16 protein-coding genes are annotated in these 18086 nt (G+C 69.1%); 4 read left to right on the top strand and 12 right to left on the bottom strand.

Annotation, left to right across the window (positions count from 1 at the left end):
- Genes ACNI65_RS10305 through ACNI65_RS10315 form a run of 3 tightly spaced genes read left to right on the top strand, consistent with a single transcriptional unit; the run spans position 1 to position 3013 of the window.
- Positions 1 to 1017 (top strand): ABC transporter permease, encoded by a 1017-nt coding sequence (locus ACNI65_RS10305; protein ID WP_416763604.1) that lies wholly within the window; start codon positions 1 to 3, stop codon positions 1015 to 1017.
- Between the two features lie 8 nt (positions 1018 to 1025).
- Positions 1026 to 2003 (top strand): galactofuranose ABC transporter, permease protein YjfF, encoded by a 978-nt coding sequence (gene yjfF, locus ACNI65_RS10310; protein WP_416762827.1) that lies wholly within the window; start codon positions 1026 to 1028, stop codon positions 2001 to 2003.
- Positions 2000 to 3013 (top strand): glycoside hydrolase family 43 protein, encoded by a 1014-nt coding sequence (locus ACNI65_RS10315; protein ID WP_416762828.1) that lies wholly within the window; start codon positions 2000 to 2002, stop codon positions 3011 to 3013. Before yjfF ends, ACNI65_RS10315 begins: the two co-directional genes overlap by 4 nt.
- On the opposite strand, the gene ACNI65_RS10320 is transcribed toward ACNI65_RS10315, so the two are convergent.
- From ACNI65_RS10320 to ACNI65_RS10375, 12 genes are all read right to left on the bottom strand, one after another.
- Positions 3010 to 3960, bottom strand: a complete 951-nt coding sequence (locus ACNI65_RS10320) for a LysR family transcriptional regulator (RefSeq protein WP_416762830.1) — start codon at positions 3958 to 3960, stop codon at positions 3010 to 3012. The genes ACNI65_RS10315 and ACNI65_RS10320 overlap by 4 nt on opposite strands.
- A 15-nt stretch (positions 3961 to 3975) precedes the next feature.
- On the bottom strand, positions 3976 to 4737 hold the full coding sequence (locus tag ACNI65_RS10325) for a FadR/GntR family transcriptional regulator (protein WP_416762831.1): 762 nt from the start codon (positions 4735 to 4737) through the stop codon (positions 3976 to 3978).
- A gap of 16 nt (positions 4738 to 4753) precedes the next feature.
- Positions 4754 to 6814 (bottom strand): glycoside hydrolase family 97 catalytic domain-containing protein, encoded by a 2061-nt coding sequence (locus ACNI65_RS10330; protein WP_416762832.1) that lies wholly within the window; start codon positions 6812 to 6814, stop codon positions 4754 to 4756.
- Positions 6811 to 7764: a family 43 glycosylhydrolase gene (locus ACNI65_RS10335; protein ID WP_416762834.1), complete on the bottom strand. Its 954-nt coding sequence runs from the start codon at positions 7762 to 7764 to the stop codon at positions 6811 to 6813. The genes ACNI65_RS10330 and ACNI65_RS10335 overlap by 4 nt, the downstream gene beginning before the upstream one ends.
- Positions 7765 to 7785: 21 nt before the next feature.
- A complete protein-coding gene (locus ACNI65_RS10340; protein WP_416762835.1) occupies positions 7786 to 9405 on the bottom strand; it encodes an alpha-N-arabinofuranosidase in 1620 nt (539 codons plus the stop codon).
- Positions 9406 to 9424: 19 nt separating this feature from the next.
- Positions 9425 to 10801, bottom strand: a complete 1377-nt coding sequence (locus ACNI65_RS10345) for an extracellular solute-binding protein (RefSeq protein WP_416762836.1) — start codon at positions 10799 to 10801, stop codon at positions 9425 to 9427.
- Positions 10801 to 11637 (bottom strand): carbohydrate ABC transporter permease, encoded by an 837-nt coding sequence (locus ACNI65_RS10350; RefSeq protein ID WP_416762838.1) that lies wholly within the window; start codon positions 11635 to 11637, stop codon positions 10801 to 10803. The genes ACNI65_RS10345 and ACNI65_RS10350 overlap by 1 nt, the downstream gene beginning before the upstream one ends.
- Positions 11634 to 12542, bottom strand: a complete 909-nt coding sequence (locus ACNI65_RS10355; protein ID WP_416762840.1) for a carbohydrate ABC transporter permease — start codon at positions 12540 to 12542, stop codon at positions 11634 to 11636. Before ACNI65_RS10355 ends, ACNI65_RS10350 begins: the two co-directional genes overlap by 4 nt.
- Positions 12539 to 13621: an ABC transporter ATP-binding protein gene (locus tag ACNI65_RS10360; RefSeq protein WP_416762842.1), complete on the bottom strand. Its 1083-nt coding sequence runs from the start codon at positions 13619 to 13621 to the stop codon at positions 12539 to 12541. Before ACNI65_RS10360 ends, ACNI65_RS10355 begins: the two co-directional genes overlap by 4 nt.
- A 72-nt stretch (positions 13622 to 13693) precedes the next feature.
- Positions 13694 to 14719, bottom strand: coding sequence for an arabinan endo-1,5-alpha-L-arabinosidase (locus tag ACNI65_RS10365; protein WP_416762844.1), 1026 nt, complete (start codon positions 14717 to 14719; stop codon positions 13694 to 13696).
- Between the two features lie 2 nt (positions 14720 to 14721).
- The gene (locus tag ACNI65_RS10370; RefSeq protein WP_416762846.1) at positions 14722 to 16170 is read right to left on the bottom strand and encodes an aldehyde dehydrogenase family protein; all 1449 of its coding nucleotides are present in this window, start codon (positions 16168 to 16170) and stop codon (positions 14722 to 14724) included.
- 34 nt (positions 16171 to 16204) lie between these two features.
- Entirely contained in the window at positions 16205 to 17134 is a 930-nt protein-coding gene (locus ACNI65_RS10375) for a dihydrodipicolinate synthase family protein (protein WP_416762848.1), read from the bottom strand.
- Positions 17135 to 17327: 193 nt separating this feature from the next.
- Between ACNI65_RS10375 and ACNI65_RS10380 the strand changes: the two genes are divergently transcribed.
- Complete coding sequence (locus ACNI65_RS10380) at positions 17328 to 18080, top strand: SDR family NAD(P)-dependent oxidoreductase (protein ID WP_416762850.1); 753 nt, start codon at positions 17328 to 17330, stop codon at positions 18078 to 18080.
- Positions 18081 to 18086: the final 6 nt, after the last annotated feature.

Genomic DNA, 18086 nt, shown 5'->3' on the forward strand with positions numbered 1-18086 from the left:
CTGCGCGCGGTGCTCGGATTGCTGGCCGCGCATCCGCTGCTGCGTCCGGTCGCGGCCTTGCTGATCCTGTTGCTGATCGACGCGGTGCTGCTGCCCGGCTTCTGGCACCTGGAAATCAAGGACGGCCACCTGTACGGTCCGCTGATCGACATCCTGAACCGCGCGGCGCCGCTGATGCTGGCGGCGCTGGGCATGAGCCTGGTCATCGCGACGCGCGGCATCGACGTGTCCATCGGTGCCGTCGTCGCGATTGCCGCCACGGTCGCGGCGATGGCGGTGAACGCGGGTCAACCGCTCGCTGTCGCCTACGCGGCGGCGCTGGGCGCGGCGCTGCTGTGCGGCGCCTGGAACGGTGTGCTGGTCGCCGGTCTGAAGCTGCAGCCGATCATCGCGACGCTGATCCTGATGGTGGCCGGTCGCGGCTTGGCCCAGTTGCTGGCCGACGGCCAGATCCTCACCGTCTACCGGGACGACTTCTTCGTGCTGGGCGGCGGCTACCTGCTCGGGCTGCCGGTGTCGCTGTGGGCGGTCGCCGTGCTCGCGCTCGCCACGATCACGCTGCTGCGCAAGACCGCGCTGGGCCTGTTCATCCAGGCCGTGGGCTTGAACCCGGTGGCCTCGCGGCTGACGGGCCTGCGCACCGCGACGCTGATCTTCGGCACCTACGTCTTCGCCGCGCTGTGCGCGGGTCTGGCGGGGCTCATGATCGCTTCCAACATCAGGAGCGCGGACGCCAACAACGCCGGTCTGCTGCTGGAGCTGGACGCGATCCTCGCGGTGACGCTGGGCGGCGCCTCGCTCGCGGGCGGGCGGTACTACCTCGTGGGCGCGCTGATCGGCGCGCTGATCATCCAGACCCTGACGACCACGATCTACTCGCTGGGCGTGCCGCCCGAGGTCAACATGGTGGTCAAGGCGCTGGTCGTGTTCCTGCTGTGCATCCTGCAATCGAGCGAGCTGCGGCCGATGCTGCGCAGCGTGACCGACCGCCTCACCCGGCGCGGAGCCTCGCGATGAGCCAGCCCATGAGCTTTCTTCAACGCTGGCTGCGCCATCCGGCCTTCAGCGCGCAGGTCACGGTGATGCTGCTGATGGCGCTGATCGCCGCGGGCGGCGCGCACTACACCGGCTTCGCCGCGCCGCAGGTGATGCTCAACCTGCTGATCGACAACGCCTACCTGCTGGTGCTGGCGGTGGGCATGAGCCTGGTGATCCTGTCCGGCGGCATCGATCTGTCCGTGGGCGCGGTGCTCGCCCTGGCCACGACCGTCGCGGCCTGGCTGCTGCACCACGCGCAGTGGCCGGCCTGGGCCGTCATCGCGCTGGTGCTCGGCGGTGGCGCGGCGTTCGGGGTGCTGCAGGGCGCGCTGATCCACGCCTTCCGGCTGCAGCCCTTCATCGTCACGCTGGCGGGCATGTTCCTCGCGCGGGGACTGTGCTCGCTGATCAGCGTCGACTCCATCACCATCGACGACCCCGTCTTCGTCGGCGTGTCGCAGACGCAATGGGCAGTGCCGGGCGGATTCATCTCGCCCAGCGCGGCCATCGCCGTGGGCGTGCTCGTGGCGGGCGTGTGGCTCGCGCATCGCAGCGCCTTCGGCCGCGCGGTCTACGCGCTGGGCGGCAACGAGCAATCCGCGCTGATGATGGGCCTGCCGGTCGGCCGGACCAAGCTGATCGTGTACGGCCTCAGCGGCCTGTGCGCGTCGCTGGCCGGGCTGCTCTTCGGGTTCTACATGCTCAGCGGCTACGGCCTGCATGCGCAGGGCGCGGAACTCGACGCCATCGCCGCCGTCGTCATCGGCGGCACCATGCTCAGCGGCGGCTACGGCTACGTGGCCGGCGCGCTCTCGGGCGTGCTCGTGCTCGGCGTGATCCAGACGCTGATCGCCTTCGACGGCACGCTCAGCTCCTGGTGGACCAAGATCGTCATCGGCGCCCTGCTCTTCGTCTTCTGCGTCGTGCAGCGTCTGCTGTCGCGCCCTGCCTCTCACATCGCATGACCGCAAGCATCACTCGCATCCATCGCCTCGCTCGCCTTACTCGCCTTACTCGCCTTGTCGCGGCGGCCGCGCTGACCGTCGCCAGCGGCACCGCGCTCGCGGCCAACCCGCTCTTCCCGCAGCTCTACACGGCCGATCCCGCCGTGCTGGTCGACAACGGGCGGGTCTATCTCTACGTCGGTCACGACGAGGCCAAGCCCGACGGCAAGGACTTCGTGATGAACGAGTGGCGGGTCTATTCGAGCTGCGACCTCGTGCGCTGGACCGATCACGGCTCGCCGATGAAGGCGCTCGACTTCAAGTGGGCCAAGGGCCGTGCCTGGGCTTCTGACATCACGCGTCGCGTCGTCGACGGCAAGCCGACCTACTTCTTCTACACGACCGTCGAGCACGCGACGATCGCCGGCTTCGCCGTCGGCGTGGCGAGCTCGGACAGCCCGACCGGTCCCTTCAAGGACGCGCGCGGCACCGCGCTGATCACCAACGACATGACGACCCAGACCGACATCGCCTGGGACGACATCGACCCGGCGGTGTTCATCGACGACGACGGCCAGGCCTATCTGTACTTCGGCAACACGGTGCTGAAGTACGCGCGGCTGAAAGCCTCGATGACCGAGCTCGCCGGACCGATCACCGCGGTGCCGGTCAAGGACTTCACCGAGGCGTCCTACCTGCACAAGCACGGCGGAACCTACTACCTGTCCTACTCGCAGCACTTCCCCGAGGAGACGGCCTACCTGACCGGCCCGAGCGCCACGGGCCCCTGGACGCCGCGCGGCGTGATCATGGCGAAGAACGAGAAGACGCCGACCATCCACCAGGCGATCTTCGAGTTCAACGGCAAGAGCTACATCGCGTATCACAACGCCAAGCTGCCGGGCGGCGGGGAGTTCCGGCGCTCCGTCGCCATCGAGGAGCTGCATTACAACGCCGACGGCACGATCCGCTTCGTGCCGCAGACCGACACCGGCCCCGCGGCGAATCCCTCGCCGGGATGCCGCGGCTAGTCGACGTAGAGCTCGGCCGCCGCGCCGCGCACCGCTTCCAGCAGCGTGCGCGCGCCCGGCGACAGCAGATGGCCCTCGCGCGTGATGATGCCGAAGCCGTCCATGCTGCACGGCAGCTCGATGGGCAGGATCGCCAGCGCCTGCAGCGACGCGTAGTAGCGCGCGACCTCGATGGGCATCACATGCAGCGCGTCCGTCTGCTGCAGCAGCGCGGTGATCACCAGCAAGGCGGTCGTGTCGACCGCATCGGCCGGCGGCTCGATCGCGGCGCGGCGGAACATCTGCTCCCAGCGATGGCGCAAGACGCTGCCCGGCGGCGGCAGGATCCACGGCTGCGTGGCCAGGTCCGCCAGCGAGAGGTCCTCGCGTTGCAGCAGCGGATGCCCGATGCGCGCGACCGCGCAGGCGGGCTCGCCGCTCAGTTCCTCGTACTGCAGGCCGGCACCGCTGTCCTCCTCGAGGATGCGGCCGATCATGAAATCGAGCACGCCGCGCTGCAGCTGGTCCAGCAGCACCTTGCTGGTCTCCATCTGCACGCCGATGCGCAGCAGCGGCGCCTGCGACTTGACCCGCGCGATCGCACGCGGCAGCAGCGACATGCCCGGCGTCATGATCACGCCGACCTCGACCTGTCCGGTCAGGCCCTTCTTCAGCGCGACGATGTCGTCATGCGCCGCGGCCAGGCTGGTCAGCGCCATGCGGGCGTGGCGGATCATGGTCTCGCCGAACAGCGTCGGCTCCATGCCGCGCGGCAGCCGCTCGAAGAGCTTGACCTCGAGCATGTCCTCCAGGTCCTTGAGCTGCTTGGACGCGGCGGGCTGCGTCATGCACAGCGCCTCCGAGGCACGGTGGATGTTGCGATGGTCGTCCAGCGCGATCAGCAGCAGCAGCTGTCGGGTCTTGAGCCGCGCGCGCAGGAACCAGTTGGGGTTGGGGGCGTCGTCCATGGATGCGGCGGCCCGTCAGGCCAGGTCCACGATGCCCTTGGCGGACAGGACGTTGCTGAGGTCGTCGCCCGTCTCCTGCAGCTGCACCAGCGTGGCCTGGCGCGCGCCGAGCGGGTCGCGGTTGCGGATCGCCGTCAGGATCGCCTGATGGCGCGGCAGCGAGAGTTCATGGGTGTTGGGCAACTGGCTGCTGAGCAGGATGGATTCGCGCAGCGCCAGCGACAGCATGTTGCCGATGTAGGCCATCAGGTCGTTGTTTGTGGCCTCGGCGATGTGGCGGTGGAACGCGAGGTCGGGCTCCAGCAGCTCCTCGGTGTCGGTCGCCGCGGCCATGCCGTCGAAGTCCTGCTCGATGCGATCGAGCTGGTCCGGCGTCGCGGCCTTCGCGGCGAGCGCCGCGGCGGCCGGCTCGAACACACGGCGCACTTCCATCAGCGTGTTCAGGAACTCCGCCTGCGGCTTGGACTGGATCAGCCAGTACAGCACGTCCGGATCGAGCAGGTGCCACTCGTTGCGCGGCCGCACGATCGCGCCGGCGCGCTGGCGCGAGACGACCAGCCCCTTGGCCACCAGCACCCGCACCGCCTCGCGCAACACCGGCCGGCTGATCTCGTAGCGGTCCAGCAGCTGCTGCTCGGCGGGCAGGCGGTCGCCGGGACGGAGCTCGCCGGAGACGATCGCCAGGCCCAGCTCGCTGACGATGCGGCCATGCTGGCTCTTGCCTTCGGCGCGGCGGGCGCGCGGGCTGTAGGTCGAATGGTCGGCGCGGGTCTTCATATCGGGCCGCAGGCTATCACGGGCGACCGGCCTCGAAACTCGCGACAAATCCTCCCTTGGCGGGCAGCGTCACACGCTGCAGTCCGCCGCCGGGCAGCGTGCCGAGACGGAAGTCGCGCGGCCCCTCGCCCTCGCCGATCAGCGCGCCGGTGCGCCCGGCTAGGAAGCCCAGATCCATCTCGATCGTGCGCGGCTCGTCCTCGGCATTGATGCCCGCCACGATCCAGCGATCGCCCGCGCGTCGCGCCAGCGCGACGAAACGTCCGGGTTCGCCGGTGAGGAATCGCACGTCGTCCCACTGCCGCGGCAGCGTGCGCAGGAACTGCCGGACGCTGTCCGGCGCCGTGGCCATGCCCTCGGGCGTCTCGGCGTAGTGCTGGACGCCGGACACCAGCAGCACCGACAACGCGAGCTCGAAGCCGTTGCGCGTGGCGCGCTTGATGTTGGGGATGTCGCCGAAGACCATCGGCGTGAAGTCCATCGGATCGAAGAGGTTGCGCGTGAACGGGAGCATCGCGAGGTGCTCGGGCACGGCGTCCTGATCGACCTGCTCGAAGGTCGCGAACTCGAAGCCCTTCACCGCCTCGGCGGTCATCAGGTTCGGATAGGTCCGGTTCCAGCCGCGCGGCAGCGTCGCGCCGTGGAAGTTGACGAGCAGCCCCGCCTGGGCCGCGTCCTCGAGGATGTCGACGTAATAGCGGATCACCGACTGGCCGTCCCCGCCGAAGAAATCGATCTTCACGCCCTTGATGCCCGCGGCAGCGAGCTTCTTGAACTCGGCGCGGCGCTGGACGGGGGCGATCAGCGCGCCCTTGGGCGTGTACTCGGTGTCGTTCCACTCGCCCGAGGAGTTGTACCAAAGCCAGAGTCCCACGCCCTTGCGGCGGCCGTAAGCGGCCAATTCCTGGATGCGCGGCCAGCCGATCTTGCGGTCCCAGTCCGCGTCGATCAGCGTGTAGGGCCAGTGCATGTCGGCGGCGTAGTCGATGTAGCGCTTCTGCACATCGAAGACCGTGCCGTCGTCCTTGAGCAGCGCCCAGCTCCACGACGCCGGACCGGGCTTGAGCTTCGCGGCGGGGAACTTCACCGCGGGCGCGGCCAGGTCGGTGCCCAGCGTCGACTGCATCAGCGTGGGCAGGTCGCCGATGGCGATCACGCGCCACGGCGTCGTCATCGTGCCGTCGACCGCGGCCAGGCGCTGCGTGCCGCCGCCGGTCTCGCCGACCCGCGGCCAGCCGAACTGGTAGCCGCCCGAGGCCGGCGCGGCCTGGAAGCTGCGATCGAAGTCGTTGTCGGGCCACAGGCGCGAGGCGTGGAAGCTGCCGTCCATGCCGGCCTCGGTCACCGCGATCCAGGTGTCGCCCGAACGGAACAGCGCCGGGAAGGCCCAGCCCACGCCCAGTCGCGCGGGCTGACCCACCGGGGTGTCGATCGCGTAATGCTCTTCGTAAGCGGGGTTCGTGCCCTTCCAGCCGGTATGCCAGGGCTGCATCGGCTGCAGGAAGGCGCGCGTGTCGGGGCGCAGCCGCAGCCCGGTGTGCTCGTCCATGAAGACCTTGCTGCGGGGTTCCGGCAAGGACACGACGTAGCGGAAGGCCACGCCATCGTTGAAGGCGCGCCACTCCAGCGTCATCGGCTGGTCCTTGGCGTTCGTGACCACGCAGCGCATCGCGCGGTACGGGCTGTCGACCTGACGCTTCTTGCCGATCAGCGGATAACGCTCACGCCCGTCCACCGGGCGCGAGCACGGCTGAAGCAGCAACTGCACCCGCCACTTCGCGTTGGCCAGATCAAGGCCCAGCGGCGACGGCAGCACCACCGGTTGACCGTCGCGCAGCACCTCGTAATGGAGGGAGTTGTCGCTGCCCGCGTGGAATCGAACGCGCAGCCGCCCATCCGGACTGGTCAGGCCGGGCGACGCGCCCGCGGCGGCCGAGGCCTGCAAGGACGGCGGCGCCGGAGCGGGCGGTGGTGCCCACACCACGGTGGCCCGCGCGGGCGCGGTCAGACCGAGGATCCCGCACGCGAGTGCGACAGCGAAGGCAAAGGAGAAAACCGTCGAGCGAGCGCGCTTCATGCGTCCACCTCCTGCACCGGACCGTCGGGCTGCGGTTGGCCGAAGTCCGGGAAGCCATCGGCGCGCCAGCCGAAAGGCTGCACACGCGCATGGCGGTTGGGATCGTGCAGCGGATCGCCGACGATGTCGCGATAAGCGCGTGCGTGATAGACCAGCAGGTCGGTGCGGCCGTCCAGCGTCGTCGTGAAGCTGTTGTGGCCGGGGCCGTACTGCCCGTTGGCGCTGGCGAAGACCGGCTCGGTCGACTTGTGCCACGCCGAGGGATCCAGCAGATCGGACGTCGCATCGGCCCAGAGCAGGCCCATGCAGTAGTTGGCGTCGGTCGCCGCCGCCGAGTAGCTGATCAGCACCCGCCCGAATCGCTGCAGCACCGCGGGCCCCTCGTTGACCGCGAAGCCGATGCGCTCCCACGGCAGCACCGCCTCGCTGATCAGCGTCGGCGCGCTCTTGAGCGTCCACGCGTTGGCCAGCGTCGCGAGATAGAGGTTGGTCTTGCCCTGACGCGAGGGATCGGCCTCGGCCCAGCACAGGTACTGCTCGCCGCCGTGGGTGAAGGTCGTCGCATCCAGCGCGAAGTCGTCCAGCGGCGTTCGGATCTGGCCGCGCTCGATCCACTCGCCCTGCGTCGGATCGTCGTGCGCGTTCTCCAGCACGTGCATGCGGATCTTCCAGATGTCGTCGCGCTCGCCGCCGGCGAAGTAGATCAGCCAGCGGCCGTCGACGCGATGCAGCTCCGGCGCCCAGATGTGCCAGCTCGCGGGCCCGTGCCCATGGCGCGTCCACACGAGGCGCGGCTCGGCGTGCGGCAGGTCCTCGATGCGCGCGGCGCTGCGCAGCTCGATGGCGTCGAAGCCCGGCACCGAGGCGGTGAACCAGTAGCGTCCGTCATGGAGCGACAGATGCGGATCGGCGCGTTGGGGAATCAGCGGATGGGACCAGGTCAGCGGCATGGGCGGTGGGGTTGATGAGGCTTATCGGGCGGAGGCGCGCGGTGCGAGGACGATCACGCTCCAGGACGCGGGTGCGAGTGTCGCCTGCAACGACTCGCCGTCCACGGCCACCGCTTCCAACGCGCGCGGCCGGACGCGGTCCGGCGCGTCGGCGGTGTTGGACGCGTCGAGATCGTCCTCGTGCAGGGTCCACGCTTCCTGCACGCGCAGTCCGGAACCCGAGACCAGACCCGCCAACGTGACGGCGAGGTCCATCGGCTGCGCGAGATGCCGGTTCAGCGCGAAGACCGCGAGCGTGCCTGCGCCCTCGCCCGGTTTCTCGTCTGTCTCCCCGTCCGTCTCCTCGTTCCAGACGACGCTGGCCACGAGGAACGGGAGCTCGCCCTCTTTCGCGTTCGGATAGGTCGGCGACGTGATCGCCGGCCGAAGCACGGTACCGCGGCCAAAGCGCGAGGCCAGCGCGAAGGGCCAGAAGATCGTCTGGCGCCAGGCCGGTCCGCCCGGCTCCGTCATGATGGGCGCGATCACGTTGACGAGCTGCGCCAGGCAGGCGACCTTCACCCGGTCCGCGTGGTTCATCAGCATGCACAGCATGCCGCCGATCAGCAGCGCGTCCTCCACGGTGTAGACCTCCTCGAGCAGCCGCGGCGCCTCGGGCCATCCCGACGGCCTCAGGTGGTGGCCGTGGCGCGCGCGGTACCAGACGTTCCACTCGTCGAAGCTGAGCATCAGCCGCTTGCGCGACCGGCGGCGCGCCGCCACCGCGTCGGCGATCGCGACGGTGGCCTCGATGTAGCGCGCGTTGGTCTCGATCTGCGCCAGGAAGGCGCCGGTGCTGGCGTCCGCGCCGGGCGGCAGCGTGCCGTCGGGCGAGAACGGCTTGACGAAGTAGCTGTGCAGCGAGACGAAGTCGACCTCGTCGTGGCAGTGCATGAGCACGCGCTCTTCCCATTCGCCGTAGGTCGGCATATCGAAGGCCGAGGAGCCACAGGCTGCCAGCTCGATGCCGGGTTGCAGCATGCGCATCAGCTTGGCGGTCTCCTGCGCGAGGCGGCCGTACTCGTCGGGCGTCTTGCGGCCGATCTGCCACGGGCCGTCCATCTCGTTGCCCAGGCACCAGAGCGGGATCCGGTGCGGCTGGTCCACGCCGTGCGTGCGCCGCAGCTCCGACAGCGCGGTGCCGCCGGGATGGCAGCAGTACTCCAGGTAGCGACGCGCCTCGTCCATGCCCCGCGTGCCGAGGTTCACGCCGAACATCGGGCTCAGGCCGAGTTCCTCGCACCAGGCCATGAACTCGTTGGTGCCGACCTGGTTGGTCTCGGTCGAGAACCACGCCAGGTCCAGCTTGCGCGGCCGCTGCGCACGCGGACCGACGCCATCCTCCCAGTCGTAGCCCGACATGAAGTTGCCGCCGGGATAACGCACGAGCGTGACGCCGAGCTCGCGCACCAGCGCCTTCACATCGCCGCGAAAGCCCTGTTCATCGGCACTCGGGTGGTCGGGCTCGAAGATGCCGGTGTAGACGCAGCGGCCCAGGTGCTCGACGAAGGCGCCGAACAGGCGTCGGTCGAGCGCCCCGATGGCGAAGTCGCGATGGACCGTGAGGCTCGCGGCAACGGGAGTCGCGGGATTGGCGTTCACGGGATGGGAGCTCGTCATCTCAGCGCCTCACCTTTTTCAAGGCCTTGTTGACCTGCTTCTCGACATCGTCCTGGACCTCCGCGATCGGCTTGCCGGAGATCAGCAGGTTGCTCACGTCCTCGCCGATGAGCAGCTCGACCGCGCGCTGCGTGGGCACGCTGCTGGGCATGGACGCCCCGGTGCGCGTGATCTCGGTCAGGTTCTCGCGGAAGGGCAGCGCGCGGAAGGCGCTGCTTCCGGCCACCGAGCGCCGCACCGGCAGGTGGCCCGTGCGCGCCCATTCGCCGCTGCGCGACCAGATGAACTGCAGCAGCTTGAGCGCCGCGGCATGCTGCTCCGGCGTCGCCGCACCGCCCTTGAACAGCGCCCAGCTGTGCCCGTCGGCGAAGACCGCCGGCCGCTGGTAGAGCTGCGGGAACGGCACGACCGTGTAGCCGCCCTTGAGCGGCGAGGAAGGTTTATTCGCCTCGCGCAGGAACTGGTCGATGGTCCAGGTGCCGACCACCACCACGCCGGCCTCGCCGTTGAGGAAGGCCTGATTGGCTGCGCCGTAGTCGAGGTTGGGCTTCACATGGCCCTCGGCGTAGAGCTGCTGCATCAGCGTCAGCGCCTTCACCACCTGCGGCTGATGCATGTCGATGCGCCGGCCGTCGTCGCTGAATAGCTTCGTGTCCTGCTGCGCGATCAGCGTCTGGAAGGTGCGGTTCGTGGCCGCCGTCTCCTTGACGATCGCCCAGGCGAAGAGCGGCTTGCCGGTCTTTGCCTTGAACTGGCGCGCCATCGCCAGCAGCTCCTCCGGAGAATGCGGCAGCGTCGGTTTGCCGTCGGCGCCCATCAGCCCAGCCTGCGCCATCAGCGTCGTGTTGATGTGCCAGAGCCAGGCCCAGGTGTCGAAGGGCAGCGCGTAGATCTTCCCGTCCAGCGTGACGCCGCGGCGCGCGTGGTCGGTGAAGTCCTGCGTGTCGATGCCCAACGCCGGCAGCTCCGCGTCCAGCGGCTCGATCAGGCGCCGCCGCACGTAGTCGCCGAGCGCGGATTCGTGCATCACCGCCACCGTCGGGATGTCCTTGGCGACCAGGCGCGCGGTGAGCTGGTCGTAGTACGGTGCCCATTCCGCGGTCTGCGTCTTCACGCGGATGCCGTCGGTATTGGTCGCGTTGAACTCGTTGACCATCGCGGTCACGATGCCGCACTCGCCCACGCCGTCGGCGGTCTTCGCCACGGCGCCGAACTTGGCGTCGCAGCTGCCGAAGAAACGCATCAGCGTGATCTCGGTCCGGGGCGCGCTGGCCGAGGCGGTCTCGGCGTGGTTGTCGCCGCAGCCGGCCATGATCGAGCTGCCCACTGCGACCATGGCGGCCAGCAAGGCCGTGCCCATCAGGGGGAAGCGTCGCATCACGAGCGCCCCGTCCCGGCCACCGCGGTGACCAGGTGCTTCTGGAAGAACAGATAGATCATGAGCACGGGCGCACCGGCGAAGACCGCCTGCGCCATCAGGAAGCCCAGCCCCTCGGACTGCGCGAAGTTGGTCTGCGTCGAGGCCAGGCCCCGGGTCAGCGTGTACATCTCGGGCTTGGTGGCGATCACCAGCGGCCACAGGTAATCGTTCCAGCACGCGAGGAAGGTGAAGATGCCCAGCGTGGCCTGCGCCGGCAGTGTCAGCGGCAGCACCACGCGCAGGAAGGTCCGGAAACGCGAGGCGTTGTCCAGCATCGCCGCTTCCTCCAGGTCGATCGGCACGGCCTTGAAGTACTGCGTCATCAGGAAGACGCCGAACGGTGCGGCCAGCCCCGGCAGCGCCAGGCCGGCGTAGGAGTTCTGCAGCCCCCAGTCCGAGAACAGCCGGTGCAGCGGGATGAAGATGCTCTGCGCCGGCACGGCCAGTCCGAACAGCACCAGCGGGAACAGCCAGCGCCGGCCGGGGAACTCGCAGCGCGCGAAGCCGTATCCCGCGAGCGAGGACAGCACCAGCACGCCCAGCGTCTGCAGCGCCGCGACCAGCGCGCTGTTGCCCAGCCAGCGGAAGACCTGCGAGGTCTGCAGGATGTCCGCGTAGTTGGCCAGCGTGTAAGGCGGCTCCAGGAAGACATCGGTGCGGACCATCAGCAGCTCGTTGGGCTTGAAGGACAGCGCCAGCACCCACAGCAGCGGCAGCATCCACAGCAGTGCGAGCAGCACCAGCGCCGCCATCACTGCCCGGTCGAACCAGCCCTTGCGCAGCATCGGGGTCATCGACGGCCTCCCGTGGCGGCTTCGCGCCGCTCCAGCCACATCTGCACGGACACGCCGACCAGCATCACCGCCAGCAGCACCTGCGAGGCCGCGGTCGCGTAGCCCAGCGAGAGCTGCATGAAGGCCTGCTCGTAGATGAACTGGACGATGGGCCGCGTGGTGTTGTTGGGCCCGCCGTTGGTCATCAGCATGATCTGCGGGAAGACCTGAAACTGGCGGATCACCTCGATCACGGCGACCAGCGCCACCGTGCGCTTGAGCGCCGGCAGCGTGACGTGCCACAGCGTGCGCCAGCGGCTGGCGTTGTCCAGCGCGGCGGCCTCGTAGACCTCGGTGGGGATCTGCTGCAGCGCCGAGAGGAACAGCATCATCGGCAGGCCGATGATCCACCACACAGTCACGAGCGCGAGCGTGGGCAGTGCCAGCAGGTCGCTGGTCAGCCAGGGCAGCTGGGGGATGCCGAGCGCGGTGCTGCCTTGGGCGACGAGGCCGCGTTCGGGCATCAGCGCGAGCTGCCAGACCAGCGTGATCAGGGTGACGGAGAACACGCTGGCGCAGAAGAACACGGCGCGCAGCACCGCAGCGAGCTTGCCCGGCCGGTTGAGCGCGAGCGCGAGCATCAGCGACAGGCCGACGAAGACCGGCACGCTCAGCAACACGAAGCGGATCGTGTTCCAGACGACCTGGTGGAAGACGTCGTCGGCGAGGAGTTCCCGGTAGTTCTGCCAGCCGATGAAGAAGCTGTCGTTGGACAGCAGGTCATGGTCATGAAAGCTGATGAACCAGCCCTTGGCCAGCGGCCAGAGCAGCAACAGCGCGTACACCGCCACGAAGGGCAGCACGAACAGCGCATGCGCCGGGCGCGAGGCGCGCAGCCCGACGGATGAGGAAAACGCCGCGCTCATGTCGGCACCACGGCGTGATGCGCTTGGCCTTGCGCGTCGAAGAGATGCGCTTCGTCCAACGCGAGCGACAGTTGCACCGATTCACCTGCGACCGGCGATGCACCGGCTACCGTCGCGATCGCCCGCGTGCCGTCGCTCAGACGCACGTGCGCCAACGTGCGCTCGCCGAGGAACTCCACCATCTCGACCTGCGCTGCCAACGGCCCGCGCGCCACGGTGACCAGATGCTCCGGCCGCACGCCCAGCGTCAGCTCGCTGCCCGGCACCTCGGCGCCGACCTCGGTGGCGATCTCCTGCCCGCCCGGCAGCTCCACCACCGCCTTGCCCTGCCGATCCGCCAATCGCCGCACCGGGATGAAGTTCATGCCCGGCGTTCCGATGAAGCCCGCGACGAAACGCGTGGCGGGCCGGCGGTACAGCTCGGCCGGCGGCGCGACCTGCTCGATCCGGCCGGCGTTCATGACCACGATCCGCGTGGCCAGCGTCATCGCCTCGATCTGGTCGTGCGTGACGAAGACCATCGTGGCGCCCAGCCGCCGGTGCAGTTGCGCCAGCTCCAGCCGCGTGCGTCCACGCAGCGCGGCGTCCAGGTTGGACAGCGGCTCGTCGAACAGGAAGATCGCCGGCTCCTTGACGACCGCGCGTCCGATCGCCACGCGCTGCCGCTGACCGCCCGACAGCTGACCCGGCTTGCGGGCCAGCAAGGCGTCCAGCTCCAGCATGCGGGCCGCTTCCTGGATGCGGCGATCGATCTCGGACTCCGCCAGCTTGATGTTGCGCAGGCCGAAAGCCAGGTTGTCCCGCACCGTCATGTGCGGGTACAGCGCGTAGTGCTGGAACACCATCGCAAGCTGTCTCAGGCCGGGCGCCGCGTGGGTCACGTCCTGCCCGCCGATGAGGATGCGCCCCGCGCTGACCTCCTCCAGCCCCGCGATCATGCGCAACAGGCTGGTCTTGCCGCAGCCCGACGGGCCGAGGAACACGATGAACTCGCCCGGCGCCACGTCGAGCGACAGGTCGGGAATGACCTGCACCGCGCCGTAGCGCTTGCCGATCTGCTCCAGCTTGAGGGCTGCCAAGGGTTTGTCTCCTGATCTTGTTGTTCGGGCCGGGGATCGTGTCGATCTTCTCCGGCCATCGCGGGCACGAGCCTACAACCGGGGCCAGCCGTCCTCGGTCCACCGCAGTTCGTCGAAGCGCAACTTGGGCTTGCCGCCGTCCTGCGCGTCGTAGGCGTGACGCACGATCCAGCGGCCGACCACGTCCTGGTGACCGGGGCCGATCCAGCGCCCGGCGCCCTGCTCCACCACCGTGCCGCCGCCGGCCATCAGGTCGCGGCCGTCCCGGTCGAGGAACGGGCCCGTCGCCGAGCGCGCCCGGCCCACGCGGATGTTGTAGGTGCTGGCCGTGCCGCGGCAGCAGAAATCGTGCGAGACGAAGAGATAGACCCACTCGCCGCGCCGCACGATCGTCGGCGCCTCGATGGCGCCGCCGCTGCCGGGACTGCCCGCGCCATCCTTGCCGGGTCCGCGCGCGATGAAACGCGTCGGCCCTGTCGACCGCATCGTCCCGGGGTCCACTTCGACCACGCGGATGCCGCCCCAGAACGAGCCGTAGCTCAGCCACAGGCGGCCGTCACCGCCCGCTGCGCGCTCATCGATGAACAGGTCCGGATCAATCGCGTTGAAGTCGTCGCCTTCGACGCTCTTCACGACGACACCGTCATCGCGCCATGGGCCGTCGAGTGACTCGCTGCTCGCCAGGCCGATCGCCGACCGGTTCTTGCCGAAGGTCGAGATCGAGTACAGGAGCCAGTAGCGGCCCTTGAGCGCGAACACCTTCGGCGCCCAGACATCCAGTCCGCGATGCGCGGGCACCGCCTCAGCCCACCACGCGGGCGGCTCGGCCAGCGCAGGCGCCAATCGCGTCCAGTGCTCGCCATCCTGCGAGCGCAGATGCTGGATGGCCTTGCCGGTGGTGAAGACATGGAAGACGCCATCGCGCTCGATCAGCGTCGGATCGTGCGCGACAGGCAGGGTCTCGCCAGGCGCAGCGGCGGCACTGTCCACCGGCGCGTTGCCCGATGCGTTCCCCGGCGCGACGGCGCAGCCCGCGACGCCGGCCACCACCACCAGCAAGGCGGCGCCGGCACGGACGGCGGATGCACGGATCCGCATGCTCAGCCCGCGAAGGTGTAGGCGGTCTTGACCGTCGTGTAGAACTCGCGGGCGTGACTGCCCTGCTCGCGCGGTCCGTAGCTCGATCCCTTCGTGCCGCCGAAGGGCACGTGGTAATCCACGCCCGCGGTCGGCAGGTTGACCATGACCATGCCGGCCTGCGCGTGCAGCTTGAAGTGGCTCGCGTGTTTGAGCGACTGCGTGCAGATCCCGGCGGACAGGCCGAACTCGGTGTCGTTGGCCAGCGCGAGCGCCTCGTCGTAGTCGCGCGCCCGCACCACGTTGGCCACCGGGCCGAAGACCTCCTCGCGGCTGATCGTCATCGCGTTGGTCGTGCCGGTGATCAGCGCCGGGCGCTGATAGAAACCCTGGGTGTCGCGCTCGACGACATCGCCGCCGAAGGCCAGCGTGCCGCCCTCACGCTGCGCGATGTCGACGTAGCGCAGGTTCTGCGCGAGCTGGCGCTGATCGACGACCGGGCCGATGTCGGTGCCGGCCTTGAGCGCGTGATCGACCTTCAGCGTGCCCAGCTTCGCGACGACGGCGTCGACGAAGCGGTCATGGATGCCGTCGGTGACGATGATGCGGCTCGACGCCGTGCAGCGCTGGCCGGTCGAGAAGAACGCGCTCTGCACGGCGGCGTTGACGGCCACGTCCAGGTCGGCGTCGTCCAGCACGACCAGGGGGTTCTTGCCGCCCATCTCGGCCTGCACCTTGGCCTGCCGCGCGGCGCAAGCCGCGATGATGCGCCGCCCCGTGGCCACCGAGCCGGTGAAGCTCAGCGCCTTCACGCGCGGCGAATCGACCAGCGTCTGCCCCACCTGCGATCCGGCGCCCATGACGAGGTTGAACGCGCCCTTTGGCAGCGCCGTGCGCGAGAGGATGTCAGCCAGCGTCCACGCGCAGCCGGGCACCAGCTCCGCCGGTTTGAACACGACGGTGTTGCCGTAGGCCAGCGCGGGCGCGATCTTCCAGGCGGGGATCGCGATCGGGAAGTTCCACGGCGCGATCAGCCCGACGACGCCCACCGGCTGGCGCAGCACGTCCACCGACACGCCCGGCCGCACCGAGGCGATCGTCTCGCCGCCGCAGCGCAGCGCCTCGGCGGCGAAGAACTTGAAGATCATCGCGGCGCGGTGGGTCTCGCCCATGCCCTCGGGCAGCGTCTTGCCTTCCTCGCGCGACAGCAGCCGGCCGATCTCCTCGCGCCGCGCGAGCAGCTCGTTGCCCACCGCGTCCAGCACGTCGAAGCGCTGTTGCGGCGTGCTCGTGGCCCAGGCCGGGAACGCGGCCTGCGCCGCGGCGATGGCGGCCTCGGTCTGCGCGGCATCTGCCTGCGCGTAGAGACCGATCACATCGCTGGTGTCGGACGGATTGATGTTGGGACGCTGGTCGGCGCCGGCGACCCATTCGCCGGCGATGTAGTTCTTGAACTCAGGGATGGCGCTCATGACGGTCCTTGGCGTGATCGATGACGTCGGTGAATCAGCGCGCCCAGCGCAGCACCAGCGGGTCGAGGCGCTTGGCCGCGTCCAGCAGGCCGGCGCGCACGGCCGGGTTCATCTCGGGGAACGGGTGACGCGGCGCGTCGCAGGCGATCACGCCGCCCTCCTTCATCAGCGCCTTGGCGGTGAGGATGCCGCCCTGGCGGTTCTCGACGTTGATCAGCGGCAGCCAGCGGCCGTACTCGGCGACGGCGGTCTCGCGGTCGCCGGCGGCGTAGGCATCGACGATGCGGCGGATGCCGTCCGGATACGCGCCGCCGGTCATCGCGCCGGTGGCGCCGGCGTCCAGATCGGCCAGCAGCGTGATCGCCTCCTCGCCGTCCCACGGTCCCTCGATCGCGTCACCGCCCAGCGCGATCAGCTCACGCAGCTTGCTCGCGGCGCCGGCGGTCTCGATCTTGAAGTAGCGGACCTGCTCGATCTCCCTGGCCATGCGGGCCAGGAAGGACGGCGGCAGCGGCGTGCCCGACATCGGCGCGTCCTGGATCATCACGGGGATGTCGATCGCGTCGGACAGGCGCGCGTAGAACTCGAAGATGCCGGCCTCGCCCACACGCAGCGTCGCACCGTGGTACGGCGGCATCACCATCACCATCGCCGCGCCCATCTCCTGCGCGATGCGGCTGCGCTCGGCGCAGATCTGCGTGCTGTAGTGGGTGGTCGTCACGATGACCGGGACGCGGCCCGCGACGTGCTCCAGGATCGTGCGGGTGAGCACCGCGCGCTCATCGTCGCCGAGCACGAACTGCTCGGAGAAATTGGCGAGGATGCACAGGCCGGTCGAGCCGGCATCGATCATGAAGTCGATGCAGCGCTTCTGGCTTTCCAGGTCCAGCCCGCCCTGGGCGTTGAAGGTCGTCGGCACGACCGGGAATACGCCCTTGTAGGGCCGAGGGAAGCTCAGGCTCATGTTGTCTCCAGCGTTCTGTCGATTCGGGTCGATTTCTTGTTGGAGCGAATTAAAGTATTACTTTATGACTTGACGTATCGGTGCAAACCCTCATTCATGGTCTTGCGATCGATTCAATAGTCAGACTTATAGAATCAACGCGACACCACATCAGGAGGACGCGACACTCGCGTCCCAGAACGACGGAGACACCATGACCAGCGCCCTCTATCCCAGCCTGCGCGAGCAGCGCGTGCTCATCACCGGCGGAGCCACCGGCATCGGCGCGACGCTGGTGGAACGCTTCGCCGCCCAGGGCGCGCGGGTGGGATTCATCGACATCGCCGCCGAGGCGGGCCACGCCCTGGCGGCGCGGCTGCCGGGCAGCGCGTTCGTCGCGGCCGACCTGACCGACATCGCGCAGTTGCGTGCCGCGATCGCGTCGCTGCGCGAGCAGCTCGGCGGGCCGTTCAAGGTGTTGCTGAACAATGCGGCCAACGACAAGCGCCATGCGCTGGAGGACGTCACGCCCGAGTTCTGGGATCAGGCCATCGCCGTGAACATCAAGCACCAGTTCTTCGCCGCGCAGGCGGTGGCGCCGGACATGAAGGCGCTGGGCGGCGGGTCCATCATCAACTTCGGCTCCTTCAGCTGGATGCTGATGCAGGGCGGCATGGCGGCGTACACGACCTCCAAGGCCGGCGTGCAGGGTCTGACGCGCTCGCTGGCGCGGGACCTCGGGCCCTTCAACATCCGCGTGAACACGCTGGTGCCCGGCTGGGTCATGACCGAGAAGCAGCTCCAGCTCTGGGTCAATGACGAGACGAAGAAGGAGATCGACGCCAACCAGTGCCTCAAGCAGCCCTTGATGCCTGACCACATCGCGGCGATGGCGCTGTTCCTGGCGGCGGACGACAGCGCGATGTGCAGCGCGCAGGACTACATCGTGGACGGGGGCTGGGCATGAGCGCCG

This window comes from Roseateles sp. So40a, assembly GCF_048081605.1.
GTDB lineage: Bacteria > Pseudomonadota > Gammaproteobacteria > Burkholderiales > Burkholderiaceae_C > Roseateles.